The 23069-nt window shown below is 61.7% G+C and carries 23 protein-coding genes; 12 read left to right on the top strand and 11 right to left on the bottom strand.

From position 1 onward, the window contains the following. Window positions 1-21 precede the first annotated feature (21 nt). The 5 genes from HY696_08405 (at window position 22) to HY696_08385 (ending at window position 4686) form a co-directional block, all read left to right on the top strand. The gene (locus HY696_08405; GenBank protein ID MBI4238423.1) at window positions 22-1281 is read left to right on the top strand and encodes a hypothetical protein; all 1260 of its coding nucleotides are present in this window, start codon (window positions 22-24) and stop codon (window positions 1279-1281) included. Window positions 1282-1399: 118 nt separating this feature from the next. Next, on the top strand, window positions 1400-1960 hold the full coding sequence (locus HY696_08400; GenBank protein MBI4238422.1) for a hypothetical protein: 561 nt from the start codon (window positions 1400-1402) through the stop codon (window positions 1958-1960). Window positions 1961-1967: 7 nt separating this feature from the next. After that, on the top strand, window positions 1968-2267 hold the full coding sequence (locus HY696_08395) for a hypothetical protein (protein ID MBI4238421.1): 300 nt from the start codon (window positions 1968-1970) through the stop codon (window positions 2265-2267). Beyond that, window positions 2268-3608, top strand: coding sequence for a cytochrome ubiquinol oxidase subunit I (locus HY696_08390; GenBank protein MBI4238420.1), 1341 nt, complete (start codon window positions 2268-2270; stop codon window positions 3606-3608). It abuts the gene before it with no gap. Further along, window positions 3601-4686 carry a cytochrome d ubiquinol oxidase subunit II gene (locus HY696_08385; protein MBI4238419.1) on the top strand — a complete coding sequence of 362 codons (1086 nt, stop codon included), beginning with the start codon at window positions 3601-3603 and terminating at the stop codon, window positions 4684-4686. The genes HY696_08390 and HY696_08385 overlap by 8 nt, the downstream gene beginning before the upstream one ends. Before the next feature lie 6 nt (window positions 4687-4692). Here HY696_08385 and HY696_08380 read toward each other — a convergent pair whose 3' ends face one another. The 6 genes from HY696_08380 to HY696_08355 all read right to left on the bottom strand — a co-directional run bounded on the left by HY696_08380 (window position 4693) and on the right by HY696_08355 (window position 9610). Further along, window positions 4693-5784 (bottom strand): hypothetical protein, encoded by a 1092-nt coding sequence (locus HY696_08380; GenBank protein ID MBI4238418.1) that lies wholly within the window; start codon window positions 5782-5784, stop codon window positions 4693-4695. Then, the gene (locus HY696_08375) at window positions 5781-6659 is read right to left on the bottom strand and encodes a TIGR02147 family protein (GenBank protein ID MBI4238417.1); all 879 of its coding nucleotides are present in this window, start codon (window positions 6657-6659) and stop codon (window positions 5781-5783) included. The genes HY696_08380 and HY696_08375 overlap by 4 nt, the downstream gene beginning before the upstream one ends. Before the next feature lie 72 nt (window positions 6660-6731). Next, window positions 6732-7715: a c-type cytochrome gene (locus HY696_08370; GenBank protein ID MBI4238416.1), complete on the bottom strand. Its 984-nt coding sequence runs from the start codon at window positions 7713-7715 to the stop codon at window positions 6732-6734. Beyond that, a complete protein-coding gene (locus HY696_08365) occupies window positions 7708-8385 on the bottom strand; it encodes a cytochrome b N-terminal domain-containing protein (protein MBI4238415.1) in 678 nt (225 codons plus the stop codon). The genes HY696_08370 and HY696_08365 overlap by 8 nt, the downstream gene beginning before the upstream one ends. Then, complete coding sequence (locus tag HY696_08360) at window positions 8385-8882, bottom strand: ubiquinol-cytochrome c reductase iron-sulfur subunit (protein MBI4238414.1); 498 nt, start codon at window positions 8880-8882, stop codon at window positions 8385-8387. Before HY696_08360 ends, HY696_08365 begins: the two co-directional genes overlap by 1 nt. Beyond that, window positions 8879-9610 carry a hypothetical protein gene (locus HY696_08355; protein MBI4238413.1) on the bottom strand — a complete coding sequence of 244 codons (732 nt, stop codon included), beginning with the start codon at window positions 9608-9610 and terminating at the stop codon, window positions 8879-8881. Before HY696_08355 ends, HY696_08360 begins: the two co-directional genes overlap by 4 nt. Window positions 9611-9922: 312 nt before the next feature. Here HY696_08355 and HY696_08350 point away from each other — a divergent pair, with 312 nt between their 5' ends. Beyond that, entirely contained in the window at window positions 9923-11380 is a 1458-nt protein-coding gene (locus HY696_08350) for a putative DNA binding domain-containing protein (GenBank protein MBI4238412.1), read from the top strand. 69 nt (window positions 11381-11449) lie between these two features. On the opposite strand, the gene HY696_08345 is transcribed toward HY696_08350, so the two are convergent. From HY696_08345 to HY696_08325, 5 genes are all read right to left on the bottom strand, one after another. Then, window positions 11450-13171, bottom strand: coding sequence for a short-chain dehydrogenase (locus tag HY696_08345; GenBank protein MBI4238411.1), 1722 nt, complete (start codon window positions 13169-13171; stop codon window positions 11450-11452). 18 nt (window positions 13172-13189) lie between these two features. Then, window positions 13190-14203 (bottom strand): hypothetical protein, encoded by a 1014-nt coding sequence (locus HY696_08340; GenBank protein MBI4238410.1) that lies wholly within the window; start codon window positions 14201-14203, stop codon window positions 13190-13192. Between the two features lie 100 nt (window positions 14204-14303). After that, entirely contained in the window at window positions 14304-15632 is a 1329-nt protein-coding gene (locus HY696_08335; protein MBI4238409.1) for a hypothetical protein, read from the bottom strand. Beyond that, complete coding sequence (locus HY696_08330; GenBank protein MBI4238408.1) at window positions 15629-16612, bottom strand: 2-oxoacid:acceptor oxidoreductase family protein; 984 nt, start codon at window positions 16610-16612, stop codon at window positions 15629-15631. Before HY696_08330 ends, HY696_08335 begins: the two co-directional genes overlap by 4 nt. 38 nt (window positions 16613-16650) lie before the next feature. Beyond that, window positions 16651-16851: a ferredoxin gene (locus HY696_08325; protein MBI4238407.1), complete on the bottom strand. Its 201-nt coding sequence runs from the start codon at window positions 16849-16851 to the stop codon at window positions 16651-16653. Between the two features lie 135 nt (window positions 16852-16986). Between HY696_08325 and HY696_08320 the strand changes: the two genes are divergently transcribed. From HY696_08320 to HY696_08295, 6 genes are read left to right on the top strand one after another with little or no spacing between them, the layout of a single operon-like run. Beyond that, a complete protein-coding gene (locus tag HY696_08320) occupies window positions 16987-18027 on the top strand; it encodes an FAD:protein FMN transferase (protein ID MBI4238406.1) in 1041 nt (346 codons plus the stop codon). Further along, entirely contained in the window at window positions 18024-19406 is a 1383-nt protein-coding gene (rsxC, locus tag HY696_08315) for an electron transport complex subunit RsxC (GenBank protein ID MBI4238405.1), read from the top strand. The genes HY696_08320 and rsxC overlap by 4 nt, the downstream gene beginning before the upstream one ends. Next, window positions 19399-20379 carry an RnfABCDGE type electron transport complex subunit D gene (locus HY696_08310; protein ID MBI4238404.1) on the top strand — a complete coding sequence of 327 codons (981 nt, stop codon included), beginning with the start codon at window positions 19399-19401 and terminating at the stop codon, window positions 20377-20379. Before rsxC ends, HY696_08310 begins: the two co-directional genes overlap by 8 nt. A 3-nt stretch (window positions 20380-20382) precedes the next feature. Further along, the gene (locus HY696_08305) at window positions 20383-21249 is read left to right on the top strand and encodes an FMN-binding protein (protein MBI4238403.1); all 867 of its coding nucleotides are present in this window, start codon (window positions 20383-20385) and stop codon (window positions 21247-21249) included. 2 nt (window positions 21250-21251) lie between these two features. Next, a complete protein-coding gene (gene rsxE / locus HY696_08300; GenBank protein MBI4238402.1) occupies window positions 21252-21968 on the top strand; it encodes an electron transport complex subunit RsxE in 717 nt (238 codons plus the stop codon). Beyond that, window positions 21961-22788, top strand: a complete 828-nt coding sequence (locus HY696_08295; GenBank protein ID MBI4238401.1) for an NADH-quinone reductase — start codon at window positions 21961-21963, stop codon at window positions 22786-22788. Before rsxE ends, HY696_08295 begins: the two co-directional genes overlap by 8 nt. The last annotated feature ends 281 nt before the right edge of the window (window positions 22789-23069 follow it).

Genomic DNA, 23069 nt, shown 5'->3' with positions numbered 1-23069 from the left:
GGGGCGATATTGGAGACCGTGATGAAGCGGAAGGGCGTCGGTGTTGGTCTCGGTTGCGTCTGTGGTCTCTTAGCGGCGTTGTTGCCGATGGGCGCGCGCGCGGTCTCGTGGCGCGCGGACGCCGATCTGGTCGGACAGTGGCGGCGCAACACGAGCATCCAACGCGAACTCCCTGCGAATCTCTATCTCGGCGCCGGCGTGGCCGATTGGGGGAAGTGGCACGCACGGGTGCAGGCGGATGGGCGCGTGTTTCGTGATCTGCAGCGTTCGGTGAACGAAGGCGATCTGTATCAAGGCGTGTTGCATTTGGAGCCGGCGAAGGCGTGGCAGTTCGATCTCGGGCGACAGTTTTTGAATCCCGGATTTTCCACGGAGCTGGTCGATGGCGCGCGCACGACGCTCCTGCCGTGGTCGCGTGTGGATTTGTCTGTCTATGCCGGTGTGCCGCGGACCATCGAGCGGGGCGATTTTAATCGGGACGATGGTTTGTTGACCGGCATGGTGGTGCGACTGCACGATTGGCACCGGACTGCGGCGAGTTTGCAAGCGCAGTGGCGTAAATTCGATCTGCAGGGCGCCGATTGGCAACAGAACGACACGGTGCGGGTCGGCGCGAGCGCGTCGCACCAATTCGGCGGCAAGACCGCGCCGCTCGCGTATGGGCTGTTCGAATACGATATCGCGGGGAAAGTGATCGAAGCGGGGACGTTGGGATTCGATTGGTCGCCAACGCGGCGCGTGGCGCTGAATCTGGAAGGGAATTACTTTAATGTGAACCGCGCTGCAGATCGGCCGAGCATCATGGCGCTGTTTACCAGCGGGCCGATCTGGACCGGCCGTATTGCGACGACGCTCGATGCGGTGCCGGATGTCGTCACGTTGCGCACGCAATATGCCTATCAGCGGCTCACGGTCGGCGCGGGCGCGCATCGCACGGGGCATTTGTTAGAAGTCGGCATTCCGATCCGCGTGGACCGCGCGCATCTTGAACTTGAGCCGGCGTATTATTTTTCCAAGAGCTACGGTGGCCGTGTGCATGGGGTGCGCGTGTTGGCGCATGAACGCATCGCGAAGCCACTGTGGGCGGAAGTGGGCCTCGATTACAGCAGCTATCAAAAAATCACCAACGAGAGCGATCTGGCGTTCTCGACCGTGTTCTGGACCGGGTATGACTTGCCGCACGGCTGGCGTGTGGCGGTCGGCGGCGAATATAACAAAAACAATCTGTTCGATCGCGATCTGCGGGGGTCGCTGCGAGTGAGTTATCACTATGCGAAGTGAATCACGGGTACGCGCGTTCGGCGTTACAGGGGCTTGCGTCGCCCCCCCGATGGGCAAAGCCCATCGGGTCCCCCCCTCAACGCCGCTGTGCGGCTGGGGGTGGCCTCTGAGGATCTACGTGACGCTGGTGCTGTTGCTGATCGCCATCGTTGCGGTCGCGGCGGATGAGAAAAAAACCGAAAAACCCAAGGCGGAATTACCGGTACCGTTTTCTTTGTATGACCATGAAATGCACAATGGTTTGTTCGAGGCCGGGGGTGTCGGTTGCGAGACGTGTCATGTGGATGAGCGCTCGTATGGGGATTTGCGGTATTTAAATCGGATCGGGTGTCACACGTGCCACAACAATCCGGACGCGACGATGCCGGGACCGAATACGTGCACGCTCTGTCACGGCGAGGGTGGCGCGCAGCCGCGCAACCACCGCGTGGCGTGGTTGGCGCAGCACCAAGTCTTTGCCAAAGCGAACGGGGCGGAATGCGCGCAGTGCCACGCGAACGTGATGTTTTGTGTGAATTGTCATCAACGACGCGACACGGTGCAGGAAACGGCGCATCGGCGGAATTTCCGTTTCTTCCATTCGATCGAAGCGCGGGCGAATCCGCGGCGCTGCGAGGCGTGTCATACGGTAACGATGTGTCAGGCATGCCATGCGGGTCGGGAGACGTCGGCCAAGTGAGCACATTATGAAACGGTTCTGGATCTTGAGTGGGGTATTGCTGACGGCCGCCTGTGGTGGCTCAGCGGTCAATGAAGGCGAAAATTATGGCGATCTCCTTGCGTCGCCAGCGGGACTGGTGTTGACGGAGGCCGAGCACGAAGTCGGATGGGGCGTGGCGGAATGTACGCTCTGTCATAATTTAGAAAATATTCACTTGGTCAATCGCACGACCCTCAGCATTGATGTGGAGGCCATTCACGAACAGACATTGGATGAGGGCCTCGCCGGCTGCGCGACCTGCCACGGGACGAACGGAGTACCATAAATGCCGGACCATCTGCTGATCGCGCGGCTCGAGATGGCGAGCTTGCTCGGGTTCCATATCCTCTTTGCGGTGGCGGGCATGGCGATGCCGCTCTTGATGGCGATCGCAGAACATCGCTGGATTCGCACCAACGATCGCGTCTATCGTGACTTGGCGGAACGCTGGGCGCGCGGCACCGGGATCTTGTTCGCAGTCGGCGCGGTGTCCGGGACCGTGCTCTCTTTTGCGCTCGGGCTGTTGTGGCCGAACTTCATGCGTCATGCCGGACCGGTGATCGGCATGCCGTTCTCGTTGGAAGGGTTCGCCTTTTTCCTCGAGGCCATTTTTCTCGGAATCTATCTGTATGGATGGGACCGGTTGCGGCCGCGGCTCCACTGGCTGTGCGGCGTGGCCGTGCTCGGCAGCGGAACGCTCTCCGGCATTTTTGTGGTTTGCGCGAATGCGTGGATGAACATGCCCGCCGGATTCCGTGTCGAAGCGGGACAATTCGTCGACATCGATCCGTGGGCGGCGATGTGGAATCCGGGATGGTTGTTATACAGCCTCCATATGGTCGTCGCGGCGTTCGTGACGATTGGGTTTGCCGTGGCCGCGATTCATGCCTGGATGTTGCTGCGCCATCCGCTGCATCCGCTCCATCAGCGGGCATACGGGATTGCGTTGGGCGTGGCGTTGTTGAGTGGATTGTTGCAGCCGCTGACGGGTGATTGGTTGGCGAAGCAGACGGCGGAGCGACAACCGATGAAATTGGCGGCGATGGAGGCGCAGTGGGACACGACCGTCCGTGCGCCGCTTCGGATCGGCGGATGGCCGGATGCGGCGCGAGAAACAACCTGTTGCGCGATCGAACTACCCGGGATGCTGAGTTGGTTGGCCTATGGGGAGCGACAAGCTGTGGTCCAAGGATTGCGCGAATTGCCGCCCGAGGACCGTCCGCCGGTCGTGGTGGTGCATCTGGCGTTTCAGTTAATGATCGCGATGGGCACGCTCCTGGTGCTCACGGCCGTGATCGGGCTGGCGTATCGTGGGCTGCGCAAGGCGTGGCCGCGGGCGCCGTGGTTTCTTCGTTTGGTCATCGGATGTGGTGTCGCCGGATTCGTCGCGTTGGAAGCTGGATGGACGGTCACCGAAGTTGGGCGGCAACCGTGGATTATTTACCGGATCATGCGCACTGCGGACGCGGTGACTCCGGTGCCGCACTTGTGGAGTTCTTTTCTCCTCTTCCTCGTGCTCTATGCGCTGCTGGGCGTGATCGTGTTGCGCTTGCTCCAGTATCATGTCTTTCGCACGGTGGACGGCATGCCCCAGCACGGTGCCGGACTGGGAGGTGCACATGGCTGATCCCGGCACGGCCGCCGTGGTCGTGGCGCTGATCATCGTCGTGGCGTTGACGGTCTATCTGCTGACCGGCGGCGCCGACTTCGGCGGTGGCGCAGTATGGTTAGTGGCGCGTGGTCCGCACGCAGCGGCGCTGCGGGAATTAGTGTTGAAGGCGATCGGACCGATTTGGGAGGCGCATCATGTCTGGCTGATCGTCGTTGTCGTCTTGCTCTTCGTCTGTTTCCCGTTGGTCTTTGCCACGCTGACGACGGCGCTGCATATTCCGCTGACGCTGGTGTTAATCGGGATCGTGTTGCGCGGGGCCGCGTTTGTCTTTCGTGCCTATGGCTTGCCACGCGCTGAATTCCGGCAGCGCTGGGAAGTGATTTTTGCCGTGGCCAGTCTGATGACGCCGCTGATGCTCGGCGTGACATTGGGCGCCGTCACCTCCGGGAGGATCCGCGTCGATCCGGTTACGGGCGGCGTTGTGGCCGACTACGTGACCACGTGGTGGCAACCGTTCCCGTGGGCGGTGGGTCTGCTGTTGGTCGGCCTCTGTATGTATTTGGCGGTCGTCTATCTGCTGCACGAAACTGCGGAGCCGGCTTTGCGCGAGGTGTTGCGGCGCATCGGTGTGGTGGTCGGGATTGATGTGGGGCTGTTCGCATGGCTGGCCGCATATCTGGCGGCGGATGGGGCGCCGCAGTTGTATCACGGGTTAATGCACGCGCGTTGGAGTCTCGGGTTTCAGTTCGTGACCGGCGGCGTGGCCGTCGGCGCGCTCGTTGCGTTGTGGCAGCGGCGCTATGCAGTAGCGCGGGTGGTCGTAGTGGCGCAGGCCGTGTGCATGGTCGGTGGGTGGGCGGCCAGTCAATTTCCGTGGCTGATCGTTCCCGACCTGACGATCGCCAACAGCGCCGCGCCGGCCAACGTGCTCCAATCGGTACTCTGGGTCTTAGGCGGAGGCGCCGTGCTGCTCGGTCCCGCGTTTGGATATCTGTACTATCTGTTCAAATGGCAGCGGGAGCAGTACGACGGGCGTACGCGTGAAGGGGGCCGCGCCGGTGCGGCGCCGCCCCCTTCGCGGAGTATCCTCTAGGACCCGTTATTCAAAATCGAGGAAGACGGTCCCTTCAGCGGTCGTTCCTGTTCCGCCGGAATTGAACGCCGCACTGCTGCACGCCAAGTCCGCGCTGGTAAACAGCGTCAAGGCATCCACGTCCGCTTGGAAGGCCGCGCAATTGGCGTCGACGGTTGCAGTCCCTGCAGCGTCCATCGCCATCAACTCCGTTTCGCCGGCGTCGGCGCCGATGCAGTAATAACGCGCGCCATCGAGTCCGCTACTCGTGATCTTCAACAGGAAGAACTGATCGGTTCCTTGCGAATAGCCCTTCCCGACCATCGCGACCGACGAAGTGCCCGCCACGAGATTGCCCTTCACGGCGCGGAACGTGAAGAGATGCGTCGCCACGTTGCCGTCGATGTCATTGCGATAGCAGTAGTCGTTGTCGCCGGTGTAGTCGACCCACACAGCGATATCGAGCGCGAGGTCGTCCGTAACGGCACTATACGTGCCTTGGAATGCGCCGTATTCGTTGTGATCGTCGGCCCAGACAAAGCCGAAGACGCCGTGCTGTACGGGGGCCGCGAAGCTGGTGCGGCTGGTCGCCGTGATCGGCACGATTGCTCCGGTCGCGTCCAATTCCTTGATCGCGCCGCCGAAGTCATAGCCGTCTGCGCCCTCGTTGTTCATCGCGCAGTTGTACGTCAGGGCCGTCGTGCCGAAGTCGAATGGAGAGGCGATGATTTGTTCGGTGACGCTCGTGCACTCGGACTTCGCGTTAGAGAAGAAATTCCGACCTTCCCACATCGTCTTGTACAAGTTCGAGGTGTCGATCACGCCCTGGTCGGTATCGGGATTGAACTCCTGCAGCAGGTAAAATGCCTCGTACAGCGGATTGCCGACACTCCAACTCGTCGGAACGGTCTTGCTGACTGCAGGCGTGGCGTTCGCGCGGTCGAAGACCGGCATGACTTGGACCACGGCATCATAAAATGCCGTCGAACTGCCGCTTGGATTCCCGACGGTCGTGACGCCGGAGTCATCGTCGCTGCTCGTTGTGGTGCTGGTCGCCGCGCCGCAGCCCGCGAGCAGCAAGCAGGCAAGACCGAGTGCGGTGCCTCGAACGTGTTTCATAAGACCTCCTTGGGTTTCATGGGGTTCCCCAACGGAAAGAGTTGGATGTTAAAGGCGTACAGTTCTTTGCGTCCGCGCGCCTGTTTGGTCGTGCGTTCGCGGGCTTGCAGTAGGGCGACGAGCGATTGTTGAAACGCCGCACACTGTTGCTTGAGCAGTGCCACGGTTTCGCCGTCGACCAGCGCGACGAGCGATTGGTAATCGCGCTCCGCCGCCGGCCGTTGGGTCAACACGCGTGCCGCTTGTTCCAACATCTCGGTGTGATAATTAAACGCCGCCACGGAGTGCACTTCGAGCGCGGTCCGCAGATCGGCCGCAGTCTGTTGCCGGCGACCGTTCGCCGTGCGGCGGAGCAGGCCCAGTCGTTCCAACGTCTCGAAGCCTTGCTTGATCTCGGCGCCCGTGATCTCGCGGCCCAGTCGGTCGCGGATCCACGCGGGGTCGTCGCGGAAGTCCGGCGCAGCGACCAGCTCGCGCAAGGCCACTAAATACCAGCGACTTAAGTATTGATACGCGTCCGCCGTCTGTGTCCCGGCACGGCGCCGCTGTGCCGGGAGCATCTGCTCATACGCATGACGCTGCGCCGCCGGATCGCGCGCCTCCCGAAATTGGACCAACAGTGCGAAGTATTCGGTCTCACGGGCGTCGAGCGATAATCCCGCCGCGAATTTGTGGACACTCTTGAGTGCGATCGGTCGTACGCCGTCGAGCACCCACTTCAGATAATTCGGGGAACGGAAACCCGATTTGCGGCAGAAGACGCGGAGCGAGAAACCGCTGTGCTGCTTCTTATAAGCTACAAGATCGGCCAGATAACGGATGTAATCGGTATAGGCCGTAATCTCGGGCGCCTGGCTGCTGAGTGCGTCGTTCATAGCGATATGATCGCACGCTGGATCGGGGACCACAAGCGGAGCCGGTAAAAAGTGTTTACAAAATGTATACAGTTACTGGGCGACTTGGCGTTGCGTGGAGAGGAGATAGCGGGCCAAGTCTTCGAGTTCTGCAGCGCTCAAGGTGTCGCGGAATCCCGGCATGGTGGCGGATTTGTTGAGCGCCGTGGGGTCGCTGAGATACTGGAGGAGATACGCCTTATCGCGATAGGTGTGGACCGTGCTCAGGTCGGGGCCTAGATCGCCGCCTTGGCCGTCGAGGCGGTGGCAGCTGCCGCAGTGTTCCGCGAAGCGGGCCGGGGCTTGCGCCGAGAATGGCCCCTCGCCGCCGAGCGATTGCATGTAGGCCGCGAGCGTGGCCACTTCTTCGGGGAGTAGGTGCATGCGCGGCATCAGCGAACCGGGCGTGGCCTGTTGCGGATCGGTGAAATGTTGGGCGAGCCATACGCCGTCGCGGCGTGCGCCGACGGTGCTGAGGTCGGGCGCCAGCAGCCCGCCGCGTCCGTTAATGCTGTGGCAGTAATTGCAGCGCAGCGCATCGTACAATTGTTTGCCGGCCGCAATTGTCGGATCTTGTTGAACGACGGGATTCAGCAGCGGCGAACTCATGCCGAGCACGGTCAGCGTGACGAAACCGGCAACGGCGCCGATTCCGAGCAGTGTCAGGATGGGGCGGTCGAACGGGTGGCGGTTCGGGCCGCGATCGATCCACGGGAGACAGAAGAGAAAAACGAGACAGAGTGTCGGCAGGATGATCGCCGCGACCGGTTCCCATGCGCCCGGAAAAAACTTCAGCGCTTGGAAGAGAAAGAGGAAATACCATTCCGGGCGCGGATTGTACGTGGTGTCGGTCGGATCGGCGACGCCCGCCAATTCCACGCCGACGAAGTGGGCCAGTGCGATGAGCACGCAAAACAGCACTGTGGCCGCGATCGCGTCTTTGGCGATGATGTCCGGAAAAAACGGGCGACCGAGTTTCTTCAGTTGCTCGTAACGTTCCCGGACACGAGTTTTCCATGCGGCGCGTTCGTCACTCATGGCGGGCCTGCTGTTTTCGCTCCGGTGGGGCCGAGATCCCTTGGCGGATCACCATGACAAGATGGACCAGCGTGCCGATCGCGAGGAGGGCTGGCAAAATCAGCACGTGAATTGCGTAGAAGCGGGTCAGTGTGACGGCGCCAATTTGTTCGCCACCGCGCAGCAGCCGCGCAATCGCCGTACCGAGGAACGGCGCTTGTTCCGCGATTTTTGCGCCGACCACCGTGGCCCAATAGCCTTTCTGATCCCACGGCAATAAATACCCGGTGAACCCGAAGCCGAGCACCAACAGCCACAACACGACGCCGACCACCCAGGTGGTTTCGCGCGGATATTTGTACGCGCCCATGAAATAGACGCGCAGCATGTGCAGGGTGACGATGATCACCATCGCGGACGCGCCCCACATATGGAGGCCGCGGATAAAGTGGCCCATCGGGACTTTTTCGGTCACGTATTGGACGGAGAGATATGCGTATTCGGGCGTTGCAGCGTAATTCAGCGCGAGCAAGACGCCGGTTAGGAACTGGAGCGAGAAGAGAAACGCGGCAGCGCTGCCTAATGTGTAGAGCCACCCGACGCCTTTCGGAATTTTGCGATCGAACAGCGCGCGTTTGATCTCGCGCGAGGCGAGGCGGTCATCGAACCAGTCGGCGAGGGCACGCCACATCAGGCGTCTCCATGTTCCGCTAATACGGGGCGGATCTGCAGTTTTCCGTCCGTCACGGTCGTAGGATAACGATCGAGCGGGCGCGGCGCGGGGCCGGACAAGACTGTGCCTTCCAGATTGAAGATGGCGGTGTGACACGGGCAGAGAAACGCGCGTTGGGAGGCATCCCAACGGTAGGGACAGCCCAAGTGCGTACAGCGCGGATCGTAGGCCGTGAAGTGTTCGCCGTCGGTCGTGACCACCCAGACGCTGGCGCGACCTTCAATCGTGGCCCAGCCGTCTTTTTGCCGATGGATGAAGTCGATCTTGACTGGTTCGCCGAGGGGAATCGACTTGGCATCGGCGATCTCGATCCAGTCTTCCTCGCGACTGCCCCATAACGGCGAGAGAAAATAGGCGCCGCCCGGGACCATGAGACCGGCCGCAATCATGCCGCCCAGCGTGAAGGTCAATTGTTTGAGAAATCGACGCCGGCTTGCGTCGCACGCGTCCGTCATGGCGTGCCCCCGGCCGGCGCCAACCCCGCGATCGCTTGCCGCGCTTGCACAACGAGTGCGCGCGCGGTGTTCAGGACGTCGCTCAGTTGGAACCCATGCCACGTCTGTTTCGCGGTTTTATACCGTTGCTCCGCCGCTGCCAACGCAGTGGCCTGTTCCGGTTGCGGTGTCACGCGCAGCAACGCGCGCCACTTTTTCAACAACGCGTCCGCTTGATTCAATGTGACCAACGTTTGTTCGGCTTGGGTTGGTTCGGCGTGACACAGCGTGCAGGTGCGCTGCATTTCCTGCGGTGTCAGCACGCGAGTCGCCATTGCGCCATGGCAGGTGAGGCAGTTCGGTCCCCGCCCGGCGCGCTGCAGCTCGCGAAAGTGGTAACTGGCCTTGAACGCGCCGAACTCGGCTGTATGACAACGGCCGCAGGCCTCCGGGATATGCGTGAAGTAGAGCGGGCTGCGCGGATCGCTGGAGCGAATGACGCCCTCATGCGCCCGCGGCACATCGCGTTGATCCGCGTGGCCGCCATGACACTGTTCGCAGGTAATCCCGCGTTGTGCATGCACCGATTTTTTCCAATCGGCGAAATTGTGCGCCGCATGACCGGTGCCCGCGACGCCCTCATGGCACGTGACGCAGGTGTTCTCCGCGGCCAGGCCCACTGCAGACCACAGCGCCGGCAACAAGAGCAGGCAGAGCAACGTGGCCACGCGGGTGTGCGGAATGATCATCGTGCTACGCTCCCTATGCGATGACTCAATCTCTGCCAATGACTCCGATCAGATGTCGCGTCACATCCGCAGGCATACGCGAAAAATGCGTGACTGTCATTATTTGTTCCCCTTACCCCTTCATCCGACTGCCGTGTTCTTCGTGGATGAAGATCCAGCTGGCGAGTTTGGCGGGGGCGATGGGGTGGACGCCGTTGTTTGAAGATGAAGAATACCCGCTTGAATGTTCAAGGGAATGCTGAGAAATACCGACTCAGAAACCCAACCTGTTGTGCGTTCGGCGTGACACAGAGATTGGAAATTTACATGAGTATGAGGTTGTCCATCACCAGGAAGAAATTGACTCGCCTGCTTCGTCAAGGAGAGGGCGCGAATTTGGAGTTCAAGCGTTCGACCGGCGAGTTGAAGGAGGGCATGCGCACACTGTGTGCCTTCCTGAATGGTTCCGGCGGGACGGTGTTCTTCGGCATCCGACCCGACGGTTGGGCCGCAGGGCAACAGGTCTCCGATCAAACGCTCCGCGAGATCGCCCAAGCACTTGACCGATTCGAACCGCCCGTCACCCTTCCGATTGAACGGCTTCCGATGGAACAGGGCGGGGAGGTCCTCATGCTCCGTGTGGCGGGGATGTCGGATTCCATCCCTTTCACCTTCGAGGGGCGTCCCTACGAGCGGGTCGGCAGCACTACGCGCAAGATGTCGCAGCAGCAGTACGAGCAATTGCTCTTCGAGCGTGCGCACAGCAAACGGCGTTGGGAGAATCAGCCCGCCGACGAAATGACCCTCAAGGACATCGATCGCGATGAAGTCTTCCGCATCGTAGGCATTGCCCGCTCCGTTGGGCGTCTGGTCGGCCCCATGGGCCGGAACCTTCCCGATGTGCTGGACCGGTTGGGTCTCCGCACGGATGGGCACATCCTCCGTGCCGCCGTGGTCCTTTTCGGTAAAACGTTCCTTCCGGATTACCCACAGTGCGAATTGCGCCTGGCTCGTTTCCGGGGGACGGACAAGGCTGAGTTCCTCGATCAACGTCTGGTGCGCGGTCCCGCCTTCAAGTTGCTGGAGGAGGCAGAGATCTTTTGTCAGCGCCATTTCCCGATGCCGGCGAAGATCATTCCCGGCCGGATGCGGCGCGTGGAACAGTCGCTCATCCCGCCGGATGCCATGCGGGAAATCCTGGTCAATGCGTTTATCCACCGGGACTATGCCATCGCCGGGGGCGCGGTTTCGCTGGCGATCTTCGACGATCGTGTGGAGGTGTGGAGCGCGGGAGGTTTCCCCAAAGGCATTACGCCGGAATCCCTGACCCAAGAGCATCTCTCGGTCCAACGAAACCCATTGATCGCGGATGTTTTCAACCGCACCGGGTTGATTGAAAAATGGGGACGCGGAACGAACCGCGTCATCGCCATGTGTCAGGAGGTCGGGATGGCCGCGCCGATCTTTGCGGAGATCACCGGCGCGGCGGTTGTCACTTTCCGAGTGTCGGTCGGATCGACTCAACCAGTCACCCCGCAAGTCACCCCGCAAGTCACCCCGCAAGTCACGGCCGTGTTGGCAGCGGTCGCGCGGGAGCCGCAATCGCGGGAGCAGCTCCAAAAGGCCGCACGCATCAAGGATCGGGAACACTTCCGCAAGGCGTATATAGAGCCTTTGCTGTCCGCCGGTTGGCTCGAAAGGACCCTCCCCGACAAACCCCACAGCCGATTGCAACAGTACCGACTGACGGACGCCGGCAGAAAAATGCTCAGACCCACATCCTCCACCTAAGGGGGAACCCTCTTCCCGTCACAATCCCCCCTTTCAATCCCCCCTCATTTCCAAAGAGGGGGGTGACCCTCACCCCTTCATCCGACTGCCGTGTTCTTCGTGGATGAAGATCCAGCTCGCGAGTTTGGCGGGGGCGATGGGGTGGACGCCATCGGCGGTGCCCCAGTAGTGGCGGCCGCGGGAGAGGGCGGACGAGGTTTCGTTGGGGGGAATGGCGGCGAGGTCGGCGAGAATTTTGCGCAACCGATTTTGCCAATGTCCCCAGTTGGGGGCGCGCAAGTCGATCCAGCCGTCGTGGGCCCAGCGGTCGATCGCCTCCGGGGTGATTGCGAGCGGTGTGTCGTGGCGGCCGGGCGGGTCGGTGGGGACGGCCATGGTTTGGCCACGCAGCAGCTGTTGTCCGTCGGCGAGCAGGATCGGGATGCCGATCGAGACAATGCGGGCGCGGAATGCTTCGTCGGCGAACAGGTCGGACTCGATCGCGTGTGCGAGTTCGGCGGGGCCGGCGGCGAGCACGGCTTCGAACGTGTGGTAACGGCGCTGCAACAAATGCCCTTCATAGAGGAGTTTCGAAAGCCGCGGGGGTCCGAGTTGTTCGAACGCGATGCTCTCCAGTCCCGATGCGGAGACCAGGCGGTTCAGTTCATCCAGCGCCTGTTGGCGCAATTGTCCGGCACGGTACGTCGGGCCAAGCGTGGAGTTGTCGAGCGCGGCGACGATGTCGTGGCCGGTGTTGCGGCCGAGGATTTCCCAGACCGCGCATTGCGCGATTTCTTCCGGCGTGATGAATTCCATTTGGCCTTCTTCGGTGAGTGTCTCGAATTCGCCGAGCGCGAAGAGGCCGTTTTCGCCGGTGTCGATATGGGGCGCGATCAAGACCTTGGGCCGTCCGTCCGCTTGCAGATAGCGCGGCGGATGGGCGGCGCGCTTCTGCAACGTGCCGCGCAGTAGAACGGCGTCGTCGCGTGTGGTGGCTTCCAGCAAGATCGTGCGACCGCCTTTGCTGATCGGTCCGACGCCGATCCGCTTCCACGCGATCGCGGCGGCGGGTTTCAGTTCTTTAATGATCGGGCCGCCCGGGGTGCGGGCCATCAGGAACAACAGTTGCGAGTGGGCTCCGGCCAACGCAGCCTTCGCCAGTAACATCTGCGATGGTTTGTCTTCGCTATGCGTATAGGGAATATTTAAGCCCATCCCACCGGTGCCGCAGGTCCCGATCTTCAGATAAAATTGGGTGTGATGTTCGACGAGCGCGTGGCGGAGAATCTGCACGTGGCGGATCAGTTGCGGGGTGTAGAGAGTGCATAGCAGCCGTTGTAGGATGTCGGTCGTTTCGTCGCGGTTCGCGGTGCCGATCGCTTGCGCCGCTTCGAACGCGGTGCCGAAGATGTTCTGGTACGCGATGCCGGTGGCGGTGTTAACGGCGTCGATCAAGACATCCGGTCGATAGTGGTTCAGCAACTGGAAGATCGTGGAGCCGGTGAGGATCTCGCGGCTGAAAGGGTTGGTTAGATCGTGGATCAGCGTGGTGCGATGCGTCGGATCGGCCAATAGCGCGCCGGGCGGGATGTCTTTCAGCGCGTGGCGGACGAAGAGATTTCCCCAACAGTGTTGAACGGCCAGGGTGGGACATCGCGTGCGCAGCGCATCCGCCGCTTCGGCGGCCTCGCGTTCCGTGAGTCCGGCCAGGATCAGGTCACGAATGCCTTCGCCGGCGATCCGCCGCGCAATCGCGCGTCCGACCAGACCGGCCCCGCCGAAGATCATCACTCGTTTGCCGCGTAGATCCATGGTTGATCCTCAGTGTGTTTATGGACGGGTCGCGATATGCTGCAGTCGCTCGAGTCGGGACGCGATCCAATTGCGGATCTGGTCGAGCGTGGCTTCAAATCCGGGCCGCGCCGTGTAGGCGCGGGTGTTCGGGTCTTTATAGATAAGGTGTTGGAAGCGGCGCTGCGGGCCCATAAAATCCTCGATCCGCGGGCGTTTGGCGAGATCCGGCTCCACAAATTTGACTTCGCCGACGCGGCCATGCTCTTTCACGAAGCAGGGAAAAAACCCGGTTTCGCAGCCGAGCCGCGCCAGTTGCGCCGTTTCGCCTTCGGCGAACTTCCAGCCGGTGATGCACGGACTGGGGACGAAGACGACGGCCGTGCCGGCCGCGTCGAACGCGCGCTCCACGACCTTGGCGAAATATTTCGGATACGCGGGGCTCGCTTGCGCCACGAAGGCCGCGTCGGCGGCGACGCAGAGACCGAGATAGTCGATCGGGAGTGTGACGTTGCCGTCGCAGCGTTCCGAAGATGGCGTGGTGCTGGTGTCGGCGCCGGGGGGCGTGGCGGGGCTGAATTGGAAGCCGGTGTTGGCGAAGATTTCATTGACGAGCACGAAGATCGTCATCCGGGTGCCGCGATGCAACGTGTGCAGCAGCGTGCGCAGTCCGATGGAGAGCGCGCCGCCGTCGCCGGAGAGCGCGGCGACTTGCACAGGTCCGGACAACGCGCCGAGATCGGTGAGCAAGTCGGCGGTGTCGCGAATCGCCTCCGCCACGCTCGGTGCGGATTCGAAGACGTGGTGCATGATGCCGAAGCTCTTGCTCCATTCTGCCGGCGTTTCCGTGCCGCGTCCCCACGCGATCGGATTCGGGAATTGGAGCGTCGAGACCTCGCCGCAAAAGGTGCCGAGCGCGAAGACGGTTTTCTTTCCGTTGTCCGTGATCTTGCCGATATTCTGAAACGCCACGCCTTCCATACAGCCGAGGCAGAGACTGGACCCCGGCTGAAAACAGGAGTCGCGTTGGATGACATCTAAAAATTTAGCCATAAAAAGAGTCTCTCTTCCTGCTGGCCTATCAGCCGCACAGCGGCGTTGAGGGGGAGGCTCCATCCGGCTTTGCCGGTGGAGGGGGCGACGCGAGCCCCTGTTATGTCCATACGATTTGTCCTTCGTGTGCGATCACCGGTGGTGGAAACGCAATCCCCTCGCGCGTGGCGCGCAACGCGTGGTCGATCAGGCGTTGCCAGGTGGTGTCGCTGACCGCTGCGCCGCCGAGGCCTGCGAAGGCGCTGACCACCGTGGGGCGCGGATTGAGGCCGTAGCAAGCCTGGGTGACGTCGAGCGCCAAATGCCCCGCACTATAATGATGCGCGTGATTCATCACGAGCACGGTCTTCGCGGTGCGAAGCCGCTTCGCATATTCGGCCGTGGGAAATGGCGTGAGCAGGCGCGCGGCCAATACGCCGACGCGGGTGCCGGCCGGCAGCCCGGATTCTTTTAAGAGCGCTGCCGCCGTTCCAATGTCGGGGCCCATGCCGATGATCGCGAGATCGACCTGATCATCTTTCGGCCACAGCACAGGTTCCACGAGTTGCAACCCTGGTCGTCCGAACGTTCGTTCGAAATCGGCGCCGACTTCCGGCAGTAAGTCGAGTACGCGCAGTAATCGTTTGCGTTGATCGATTTTGAATCCTTGGAAGTACGCCGAGGTGACGCAATTGCCCATGGCAGTATCGCCGTTGAGCAGGCCCGGCAATGGAGAGGGCTGGATCCAGCGGTCTTGGAACGCGTGGATCTGCGTGTCCGGCTCCACGACCAAGCGTCCGCTGCGATGACTGTCTTTGATCCCGAAGTACCCCGGCATCACCGGTGTGAGCACTTCCGGATGCATCCCGAGACATGGGGCTTGGAGGATGGTGTCGTAAATTTGTTGGCCGCCGCGACAGCAGATTTGGATCCATCCGGCATCGCGATGTGCCAGCGTGTCCGACGCGTCGCCTTCGATGCAGAGGGGATAGTTTGCGGTAGCGCGATAGACGTCGACGAGCAAGATGTTGCCGAGTCCGCTGGCGCCGAGCGAGCGAATGGATTCCGCCATATGGTCGAGTCCGACGGAACTGGTGGCCGTGCTGACGACTAAGTCGCGACACGCGGCGGCGGCGCCGGCCAAGTAGTCCGCGACCGCGTGTTCCGCTTCCAACAGTTTGAGTTTTTTGCGGGGTACGGTCCCATCGCCGATCAGCGCGGCGACGGTCTCCAACCATTTGGTCGATGGCGTGATCGGGAAACCTGCGAACAGGATGCAGCGCCACATTTGCAAGCAGGCGTACGCTGCGGCGGCGTTGCCGTCGGCGTCCCACATCGCGCGTTCCCGCACTAACGGATGGTGGGCGGCGCGGACTTTCGAGAGGTCGATGGCGCGCTCGTAGATCGCACCGGCCGGGGTTTCGCGCACGCCGGGAGTGGTCGCGCTCATGAGGGTACCTCGTGCAGCCACTCTTCTTCGGAAACGGCCGCTTCGCTAAAGAGTTGTTTTGGACAAACTTCGATACATTCCCGACAGAGTTTGCAGTACGTACTGACTTGCGCGCCGGTCACCGCGACGCCGACGTTCGGGTCGGGGCGGAAGTCGATGATGTTCTCCGGGCAATTTACGATGCAGTGTCCGCAGCCGTTGCAGGCGTTCTGCGGATCGGCGAATTGCAGGCGGAATCCGGTGCGGGCGTAGACGGCGGTATGCATGCTGCGAGAGCGGCGGAGATTCGACTGTGCGCCGGGCATCACGTCGCCATAGCCGCGAAACGTCGGCGCGGGGTGTGGATTGGCGCCCGTCTGTGCCGCGATGTTTACATACCGGGATTCGCCGAAACTGGCCTCGAACAATTCACAATTCCGTTGCACTAGCGATGGCGGCAGTCGCCGTTTTTCGAGCAAGTGAATGAGGTGCGGCGTGGCGCGTTTGGCGTCCCAGCCGAGCACGAGCTCTGTCAACAGCGCGAGCACCGAAATATTGCCGAGCGGTTTTTTTAAATAGTGGAGCGCCAGCTGGTCGCCGTCGATGGTGAAAATATGTCCGCTGACTTGAAATTGCGTCGCGACTTCTTCCGGCGTGCGTCCGGTGTTGAGGATCACGACGCTGTTCGGCAGGACGCCTTCCGCGAAATCGACCATGGCCGTGACACCGATATCCATCGCGACGACGAGATGCGGATGCGTGATCGGCGAGGCCTTTTCGATCGGGGAGCGGCTGACGCGGAGGAAGCTGCGCGTGGGCGCCCCTTTGCGGGCGGAACTGAACAGCGGCCACTCTTGGACATGTAATGCGTGATCGGAGAGGGCGAATGCGGCGAACGCCTGCCACGTGAGCACTAAGCCGCTGCCGGCACGTCCATCGCCGCGCATTTCGAGTGCGTGGTCGGTCATGTGTCGAGCTAATTGTTCACGAATCGTGTCCATGAAAGTCCCCCCGGTCGTTGTGGTCGGTACCGGCGGTGTCACTTCCATTTAATGGCCTTGCCGGGGCAGGCCTTCATCACAGTTTCGACTTTGGCGGTGTCTGCGCCTGCGCAGTTTGTCACTTCGGCGGTGTCTTCTCCGGTGTCGGCAAAATGTTGGGGAAGGGCCTTTATGCAGTCATTACAACCGGTGCATAGATCGGCGTCGACATAGAATTCACGATCAGTTTCAGCGCTCATGCGGTCTCCTTGTTATCCCGGGTTCATCTGCACCTTAAAGGAGTTCGACGACGGCAACTAATGACCATTACCATCACCATCAGGTGATCACGGTCATAGGCCGGGCGGGGGGCGGGGGGTAATCCTAGAGACATCATGACATCGAACTCATCGCCGCTGACGCGGCGTCAATTTCTCCGAGTCCTTTCCGGTAGTTTGTGCGCCGGGGCGTTAGGGAGTGTTGGCCTAATCCGCGAACGACTTAGGTCCAGTTTTTCGGCGGTTCGTCAGAGTCGTCCGTTACTCGGGACGGTGGTGACCATCACGGTACATCATCCTGATCTGAGTCAGGCGGAATCCGCCATCGGGTCCGCGTTTGCGGCGATCGAACACGTCGATCGGGTGATGAGTCTGCATCGCCGGGACAGCGATCTGAATGGCATCAATCAAGCGGCGGGGCGGGCGGCCGTTCCGGTCGATCCGATGCTGCTCGACATTCTCGGCGTCGCGCGAACGGTGCATGGATGGAGTGGCGGCGCGTACGATGTCACGTGTTTACCGATCATGCAGTTGTACGGATTTTACACACAGCAGCAGTCTGGACGCGTGGCGTCTCGTCACTATCCCTCCGACGCCGCCGTGCAACGCGCGTTGGATGCGGTTGGGCTACAACATCTGAATATCGATGGGTCGCGGCGTGAAGTCGGCTTGGCTAGGGAAGGTGCGGGGATCGATCTCGGGTCCATCGGCAAAGGCTATGCGGTCGATCGGGCCGTCACGGCGTTGCGTGCGGCCGGCGTCGAACATGGCTTGGTCGACGCGGGCGGAAATGTTTACGCGCTCGGTGTGCCGCAAGATGCCGCGAGCGAAGCGGCGGACGGCTGGCGGGTCGCCATTCGCAATCCGTTTGGGACCGAAGCGGCTTCCTGTTTTGAACGGTTATCGCTGCGCGATGCGGGCGTTGCGACGAGCGGCAATTATGAACAATCCGTGGTACTGGATGGGCGGCGGATCGGACATCTCTTCGATGCCACGCGCGCCGCGCCGGTGGATGCGTATTTGAGCACGACGGTCGTAGCCGCGACGGCCACGATGGCTGATGCCTTGAGCACGACGACCTACCTGCTTGGTGAGGCCCCAAGCCAGCGCGTCAAACCGCCGGCCCAAGCGATATACTTCCATAGGTATGCCACATGAGCACGCACGAAGCGGGGATCAGCGGCGAACTGCGCCGATTCCTTCGCGGCGGGGTGTCGCTCGAGGAGCACAAAGAAGCGACTGCACAGACGCCGATTACCACATTTATCCCTGCGGAAGTCACGATTCCGCTCGCGCAACACTTAGGCCCGCCGGCCCAGGCGATCGTGAAGCGGAAACAAGTCGTGCAACGCGGCGAACTGATTGCGACGGCCGAGCCGAACGGCGCGCCGGTGCATGCGTCGGTCACCGGGACGGTGGCGCGCGTGGCGCTGAGCCCGCATCCGACGTTGACCGAGGCTCCGGCGATCGTGATCACAGTCGATCCGAACGCGGCTGCACCGCAATGCACTGATGATCCAGCCTGGGCCACATTGCCGCGCGATGTTATGTTGGCGCGCATCGAAGCGGCTGGGATCGTGGGATTGGGCGGTGCCGCGTTTCCGACATATCGGAAATTGCGGCTTCCGGATGGAGTCCGCGTCGATACGGTGGTGCTGAACGGCGCGGAGTGCGAGCCCTATCTCACCAGTGATCACCGTCTGATGTTGGAGAGCCCGAAGGACGTGTTGCGCGGCGCGTGGTTGCTGGCGCAGATCATCGGCGCGCAACGGGTCGTGATCGGCGTCGAGGACAACAAGTCGGACGCCGCGGTAGTGTTGCAGGCCGCAGTGGAGCAGTTGTCGCTCTCGCCGGCACCGGATGTGTTGTTATGCCGTACCCGCTATCCGCAAGGGGCGGAGCGGCAATTGGTCGAGGCGCTGACGGGTCGGCGGATTCCGGCGCGTGGACTGCCGCTGCAAGTCGGTGTCTTGGTGCAAAACGTGGCCACGGCGATCGCGTGTTATCAGGCCGTTCGCTATCAACAGCCGCTGTTGGATCGGGTGCTGACGGTGACAGGGCCTGGGATCGGTCATCCGATGAACTTACGTGTGCCGATCGGGACGTTAGTGCAGGATATCGTCGCGCATTGCGGCGGACTCGATGCTCGCACGGCGATGGTGATTGCCGGTGGTCCGATGATGGGACGCGCGCTCGGGCGGCTCGATGTGCCGGTGATTAAAGGGACCGGCGGGCTGTTGTTCCTCCGCGTGGACGATGTGCAGCGTGAACCGTACGGGCCATGCATTTCCTGTGCGGCGTGTCTCGATGCCTGCCCGTTGGGACTCGAACCGAATCAAATTTCGATCTACACCGAGGCCGGCCGCGCGCTGGAAACGGAAAGTTTTGGGACGCGGGAATGTTTCGAATGCGGCTGTTGTGCTTACGTCTGTCCGGCGGAGCGGCCGCTGGTGCAATTTATCCAAATCGCGAAGGCGGCGTTCCAGACCGGGAGTGCGATCGGGCTCGGTGTGCGGCCGGGGGTGGTCCATGGCTGAAACGCCCGGACTCCGCTTGGCCCCGGGTCCGCATGTGCACGCGGGACAGACGACGCGCGCCATCATGTGGTGGGTGACGCTTTCGCTGCTGCCCGCGTATTTGTGGGCTACGTATCTGTTCGGCGTCCGCGTTCTGGGATTGACCGCCAGTGGTGTGGTCGGCGCCTATCTCGGCGAGTGGTTGGTCAATCGCTTGCGGCAACAACGCCAAACGTTGCGGGACGGGAGCGCGGTGTTGACCGGTGTCTTATTGGTGGGGACGCTGTCGCCGGGACTGCCGCTCTGGATGCCGGCCATTGGTGGGTTCATGGGGATTGTGTTCGCGAAGATGCTGTTCGGCGGGCTCGGCTACAATATTTTCAATCCGGCGCTGGTCGCGCGCGCGTTTCTGATGGCCTGTTTTCCGCTCGCGATGACCACGACCTGGCTCGCGCCGCGGCCTGGGGTGTGGTGGGCGGCGGATGCCGTCACCACGGCCAGTCCGCTCACAGTGCTGAAATTGGAAGGCGTGGCGCGCGCGGCGGAGCTGCTTGGGTTAGGGCCCGCGTATTACGGGCAGTTGCTGCTAGGGTTCCGGGCAGGGTCGATCGGCGAAGTTTCCGTCGTGTTAGTGGCGCTCGGCGCGGCGGTGTTGCTGCGGCGTCGAATTCTCTCCGTCTATATTCCGCTCAGCGTGCTGGTCGGCACAGGCTTGGTCGCGTTGGCCTCCGACGTGCCGTTGTTTCATCTCCTGACCGGCGGGCTCTGGTTCGGTGCGTTCTATATGGCGACCGATTACGTTACCGCGCCGTTGTTGCCGCGGGCGCAAATCATTTTCGGACTTGGAATCGGCGCGCTCACCGGCATCATTCGCATCTGGGGTGGATATCCGGAAGGAATCTGTTACGCGATCTTGCTGTGGAACGCTGTCACGCCCGCGCTGAATCAATGGTTCCGCCCGAAGCGCGTGGCGCCAGAAGCAATAGGAGTGTGAGTCGTGAGCAGTCAACCGTCGATCATTAATACACGTGAGATGTGGCGGATCACTCGATGCCTCACGGTGACGTGTCTGCTGGCGGCGCTCATTCTCGGACTCGTCTATGCCGTGACGGAGCCGATCACGCGCGTGCAGCGCGCGACGCGCGAAGCGGCGGTCGTGCGGCAATTGCTCGATCTCGGCGCAGAGGCGGCGGTCACGGAAATTCGGCGCTATCTGTGGCGGAGTGGAGATTCCATGGTTGGATATCTCACGGAACGCGAGCTGTTCCGTGTCACGGTGGAGGGAGCGGTCATCGACCGGACGCCGCGTTCGGAGACGTTGGCGTCGGTGACCGGCGATCAACTCGACGCGTGGGTGGTGGAGCATTTCCCCGGGGCCGAATCCGTGGGACGTTTTTTTATCGGTCATGGGTTGGAAGGGGCCATCGCTGGTTATGTCACCGAAGAAGTGCAGCAAGGGTTCAAGAGTCCCATCCGGTTTTTTGTCGCGTTGACGGCGGATTTTACCGTGCGTGCCGTGGAAGTCGTGGCGCATGAAGAGGATCCGGGACTCGGCGCCGAGATCGTCCGGCCCGGGTTTAAGCACCAGTTTGCGGGACGATCCCGCGAGGGCGTGGCGGCGTTGCGCGTCGTGAAAGATCCGATTCCGCCAGAGTGGTTGACCGTAGTGCGGGCGCGCGACGGGGTTGCCTTCGACGTGTGGCGCACTCAACACGCGGCCGCACTGGCGGCGGATGGGGATCGTCCGATCTATGCCGTCACCGGTGCGACGATCAGCAGCCGCGCGCTGACTGATGGTGTCAAACGGGCCGTCGCACACTTGCAGCATCGACTCAGCATTTTGGAACGCGCGGGGGAGGAATAAATATGACATCCACTGATCGGGTCATCCCTCCCCCTCACCCATCCCTCTCCCCAAAGGGAGAGGGGAGTGGATCCCCCGCCGCGATCGGCGGGGGGCACTCATGGCGGCAACTCTTGTGGCGCGGATTTTTCGCGGAAAATCCGGTTTTTCGGCTGGCCCTCAGTTTGTGCCCTGCCGTGGCGGTGACGACGTCGACCAAGAACGGCTTGCTGATGGGGTTGGCGGTGTTGGCCGTGCAAGTCTTGTCGAGTCTGACCGTCACGGTGTTCCGCAGCGTGATCCACGACAAGGTCCGAATCCCCGTCTACACCATCATCATTGCGCTGTGGGTCACCGTGATCGACTTAGGCTGCGCCGCATTGGCGCCGACCGTGTATGCCGAAATTGGTCTCTACATTAAATTAATTGTCGCGTTTGCGATCATCATCTCGCGCCTCGAGGTCTTCGCCTCCAAGTTTCCGTTGCTCCCGTCGGTCGTCGATGGCTGCGGCATGGGGCTCGGCTTCGCATTCGCGATGGTCTTAATCGGCGCGTTGCGCGAAGTCTTGGGGAGCGGCGCGATTTGGGGGATTCCGCTGGTTAGCGAACGGCCGCTGCTGTTCTTCATCCTGCCCGCCGGCGGATTTTTCATGATCGGCTTATTAATGGCGGCGATGAATTGGATCGATTGCCGTTGGGGAAACGGGAAGTTGCCGGGCGGAGGCGGCGCGCATGGTTGATCCGATCCATATTCTGGATGCGCACCATATTGTCCTCACAACGGTGACGCCGCCGCATGTGGAGGATTTGCGGCTGACGGCGACGCGCGATCCGGACATCCCGCTGGTGCTGACTAGCGTGGAGCCGGGGGAGAGTGCCACGACGTGGCGGCTGACGACCGAGGCCACGCTGGATACGCGGGGCAGTTATCAGCTCGTCGATCTGGCGCAACATCGCCAGTGGGAATTGGCTCCGTCGTTGCTGAGCACCGTGCTGAGTGTGATCCTCGCCGCCGCGTTGGTGCAAAATTTCGTCTTCACGCGCTATCTTGGTCTGTGTGTCTTTTTCGGCGTCAGTCGCAAGCGCGAGACGGCGCTCGGGATGGGCGTGACGTTCACGCTCGTCGGCCTCTGCTCCGGACTGTTGGCGTGGCTGGTGGATCGCTTCGCATTGCGGACGTTCCATCTGGGATTTTTGCAAATCATCATCTTCATCGGGATCGTCGCGTGTTTAGTGCAATTAGTCGATACCATCATGAAAAAGGTCCATCGTGGCTTGCACAAGAAATTCGGCATCTACGTCGTGCTGATCACGACCAATTGCATCATTCTCGCGGTGCCGCTGCTGAACGCGATGGCGAATAGCGGCTTGTGGCCGTCGTTGGCGTTGGCGTTGGGGAGCGGGCTGGGGTTTGCGTTAGCGCTCTTCCTGATGAGTTGCGCGCGGGAACGAGCCGATTTAGCACCGGTCCCGGCGATCTTCCGCGGGATGCCGATCGCATTCATTTTAGCCGGACTCTTTGCCCTCGCATTTTTAGGCTTCTCGGGATTGCAGGTCTAAATATGGAACTGATGCCCACTTCGAATAGTACCCCAATATCTGTTGTGCAGCTGCGTTGTATCAGGGGCGGGGGCGCGCCACAGGGGCCCCGCGCCGCAGGCCGCAGGAGGGAAGGGCCAACCCTTCCCCCCCGCAACAGCGGGTCCCCCCTATCCCAGCGGCCTGCGACGCGGGGCCCCTGTGGCGCTCGTTCTGCAGTTTCAAGAATCCCAACCGGGAACCACGAGCTCTACCCGACGGGAGAGTGGCTACATCGGAGAGAAGTCCCCCAGGTACGATTG

This window comes from Deltaproteobacteria bacterium, from assembly GCA_016210045.1.
In the GTDB taxonomy this organism is placed as follows: Bacteria; UBA10199; UBA10199.
Note: the sequence above shows the minus strand (reverse complement) of the source record. Positions and strands in the feature narration are given on the sequence as shown.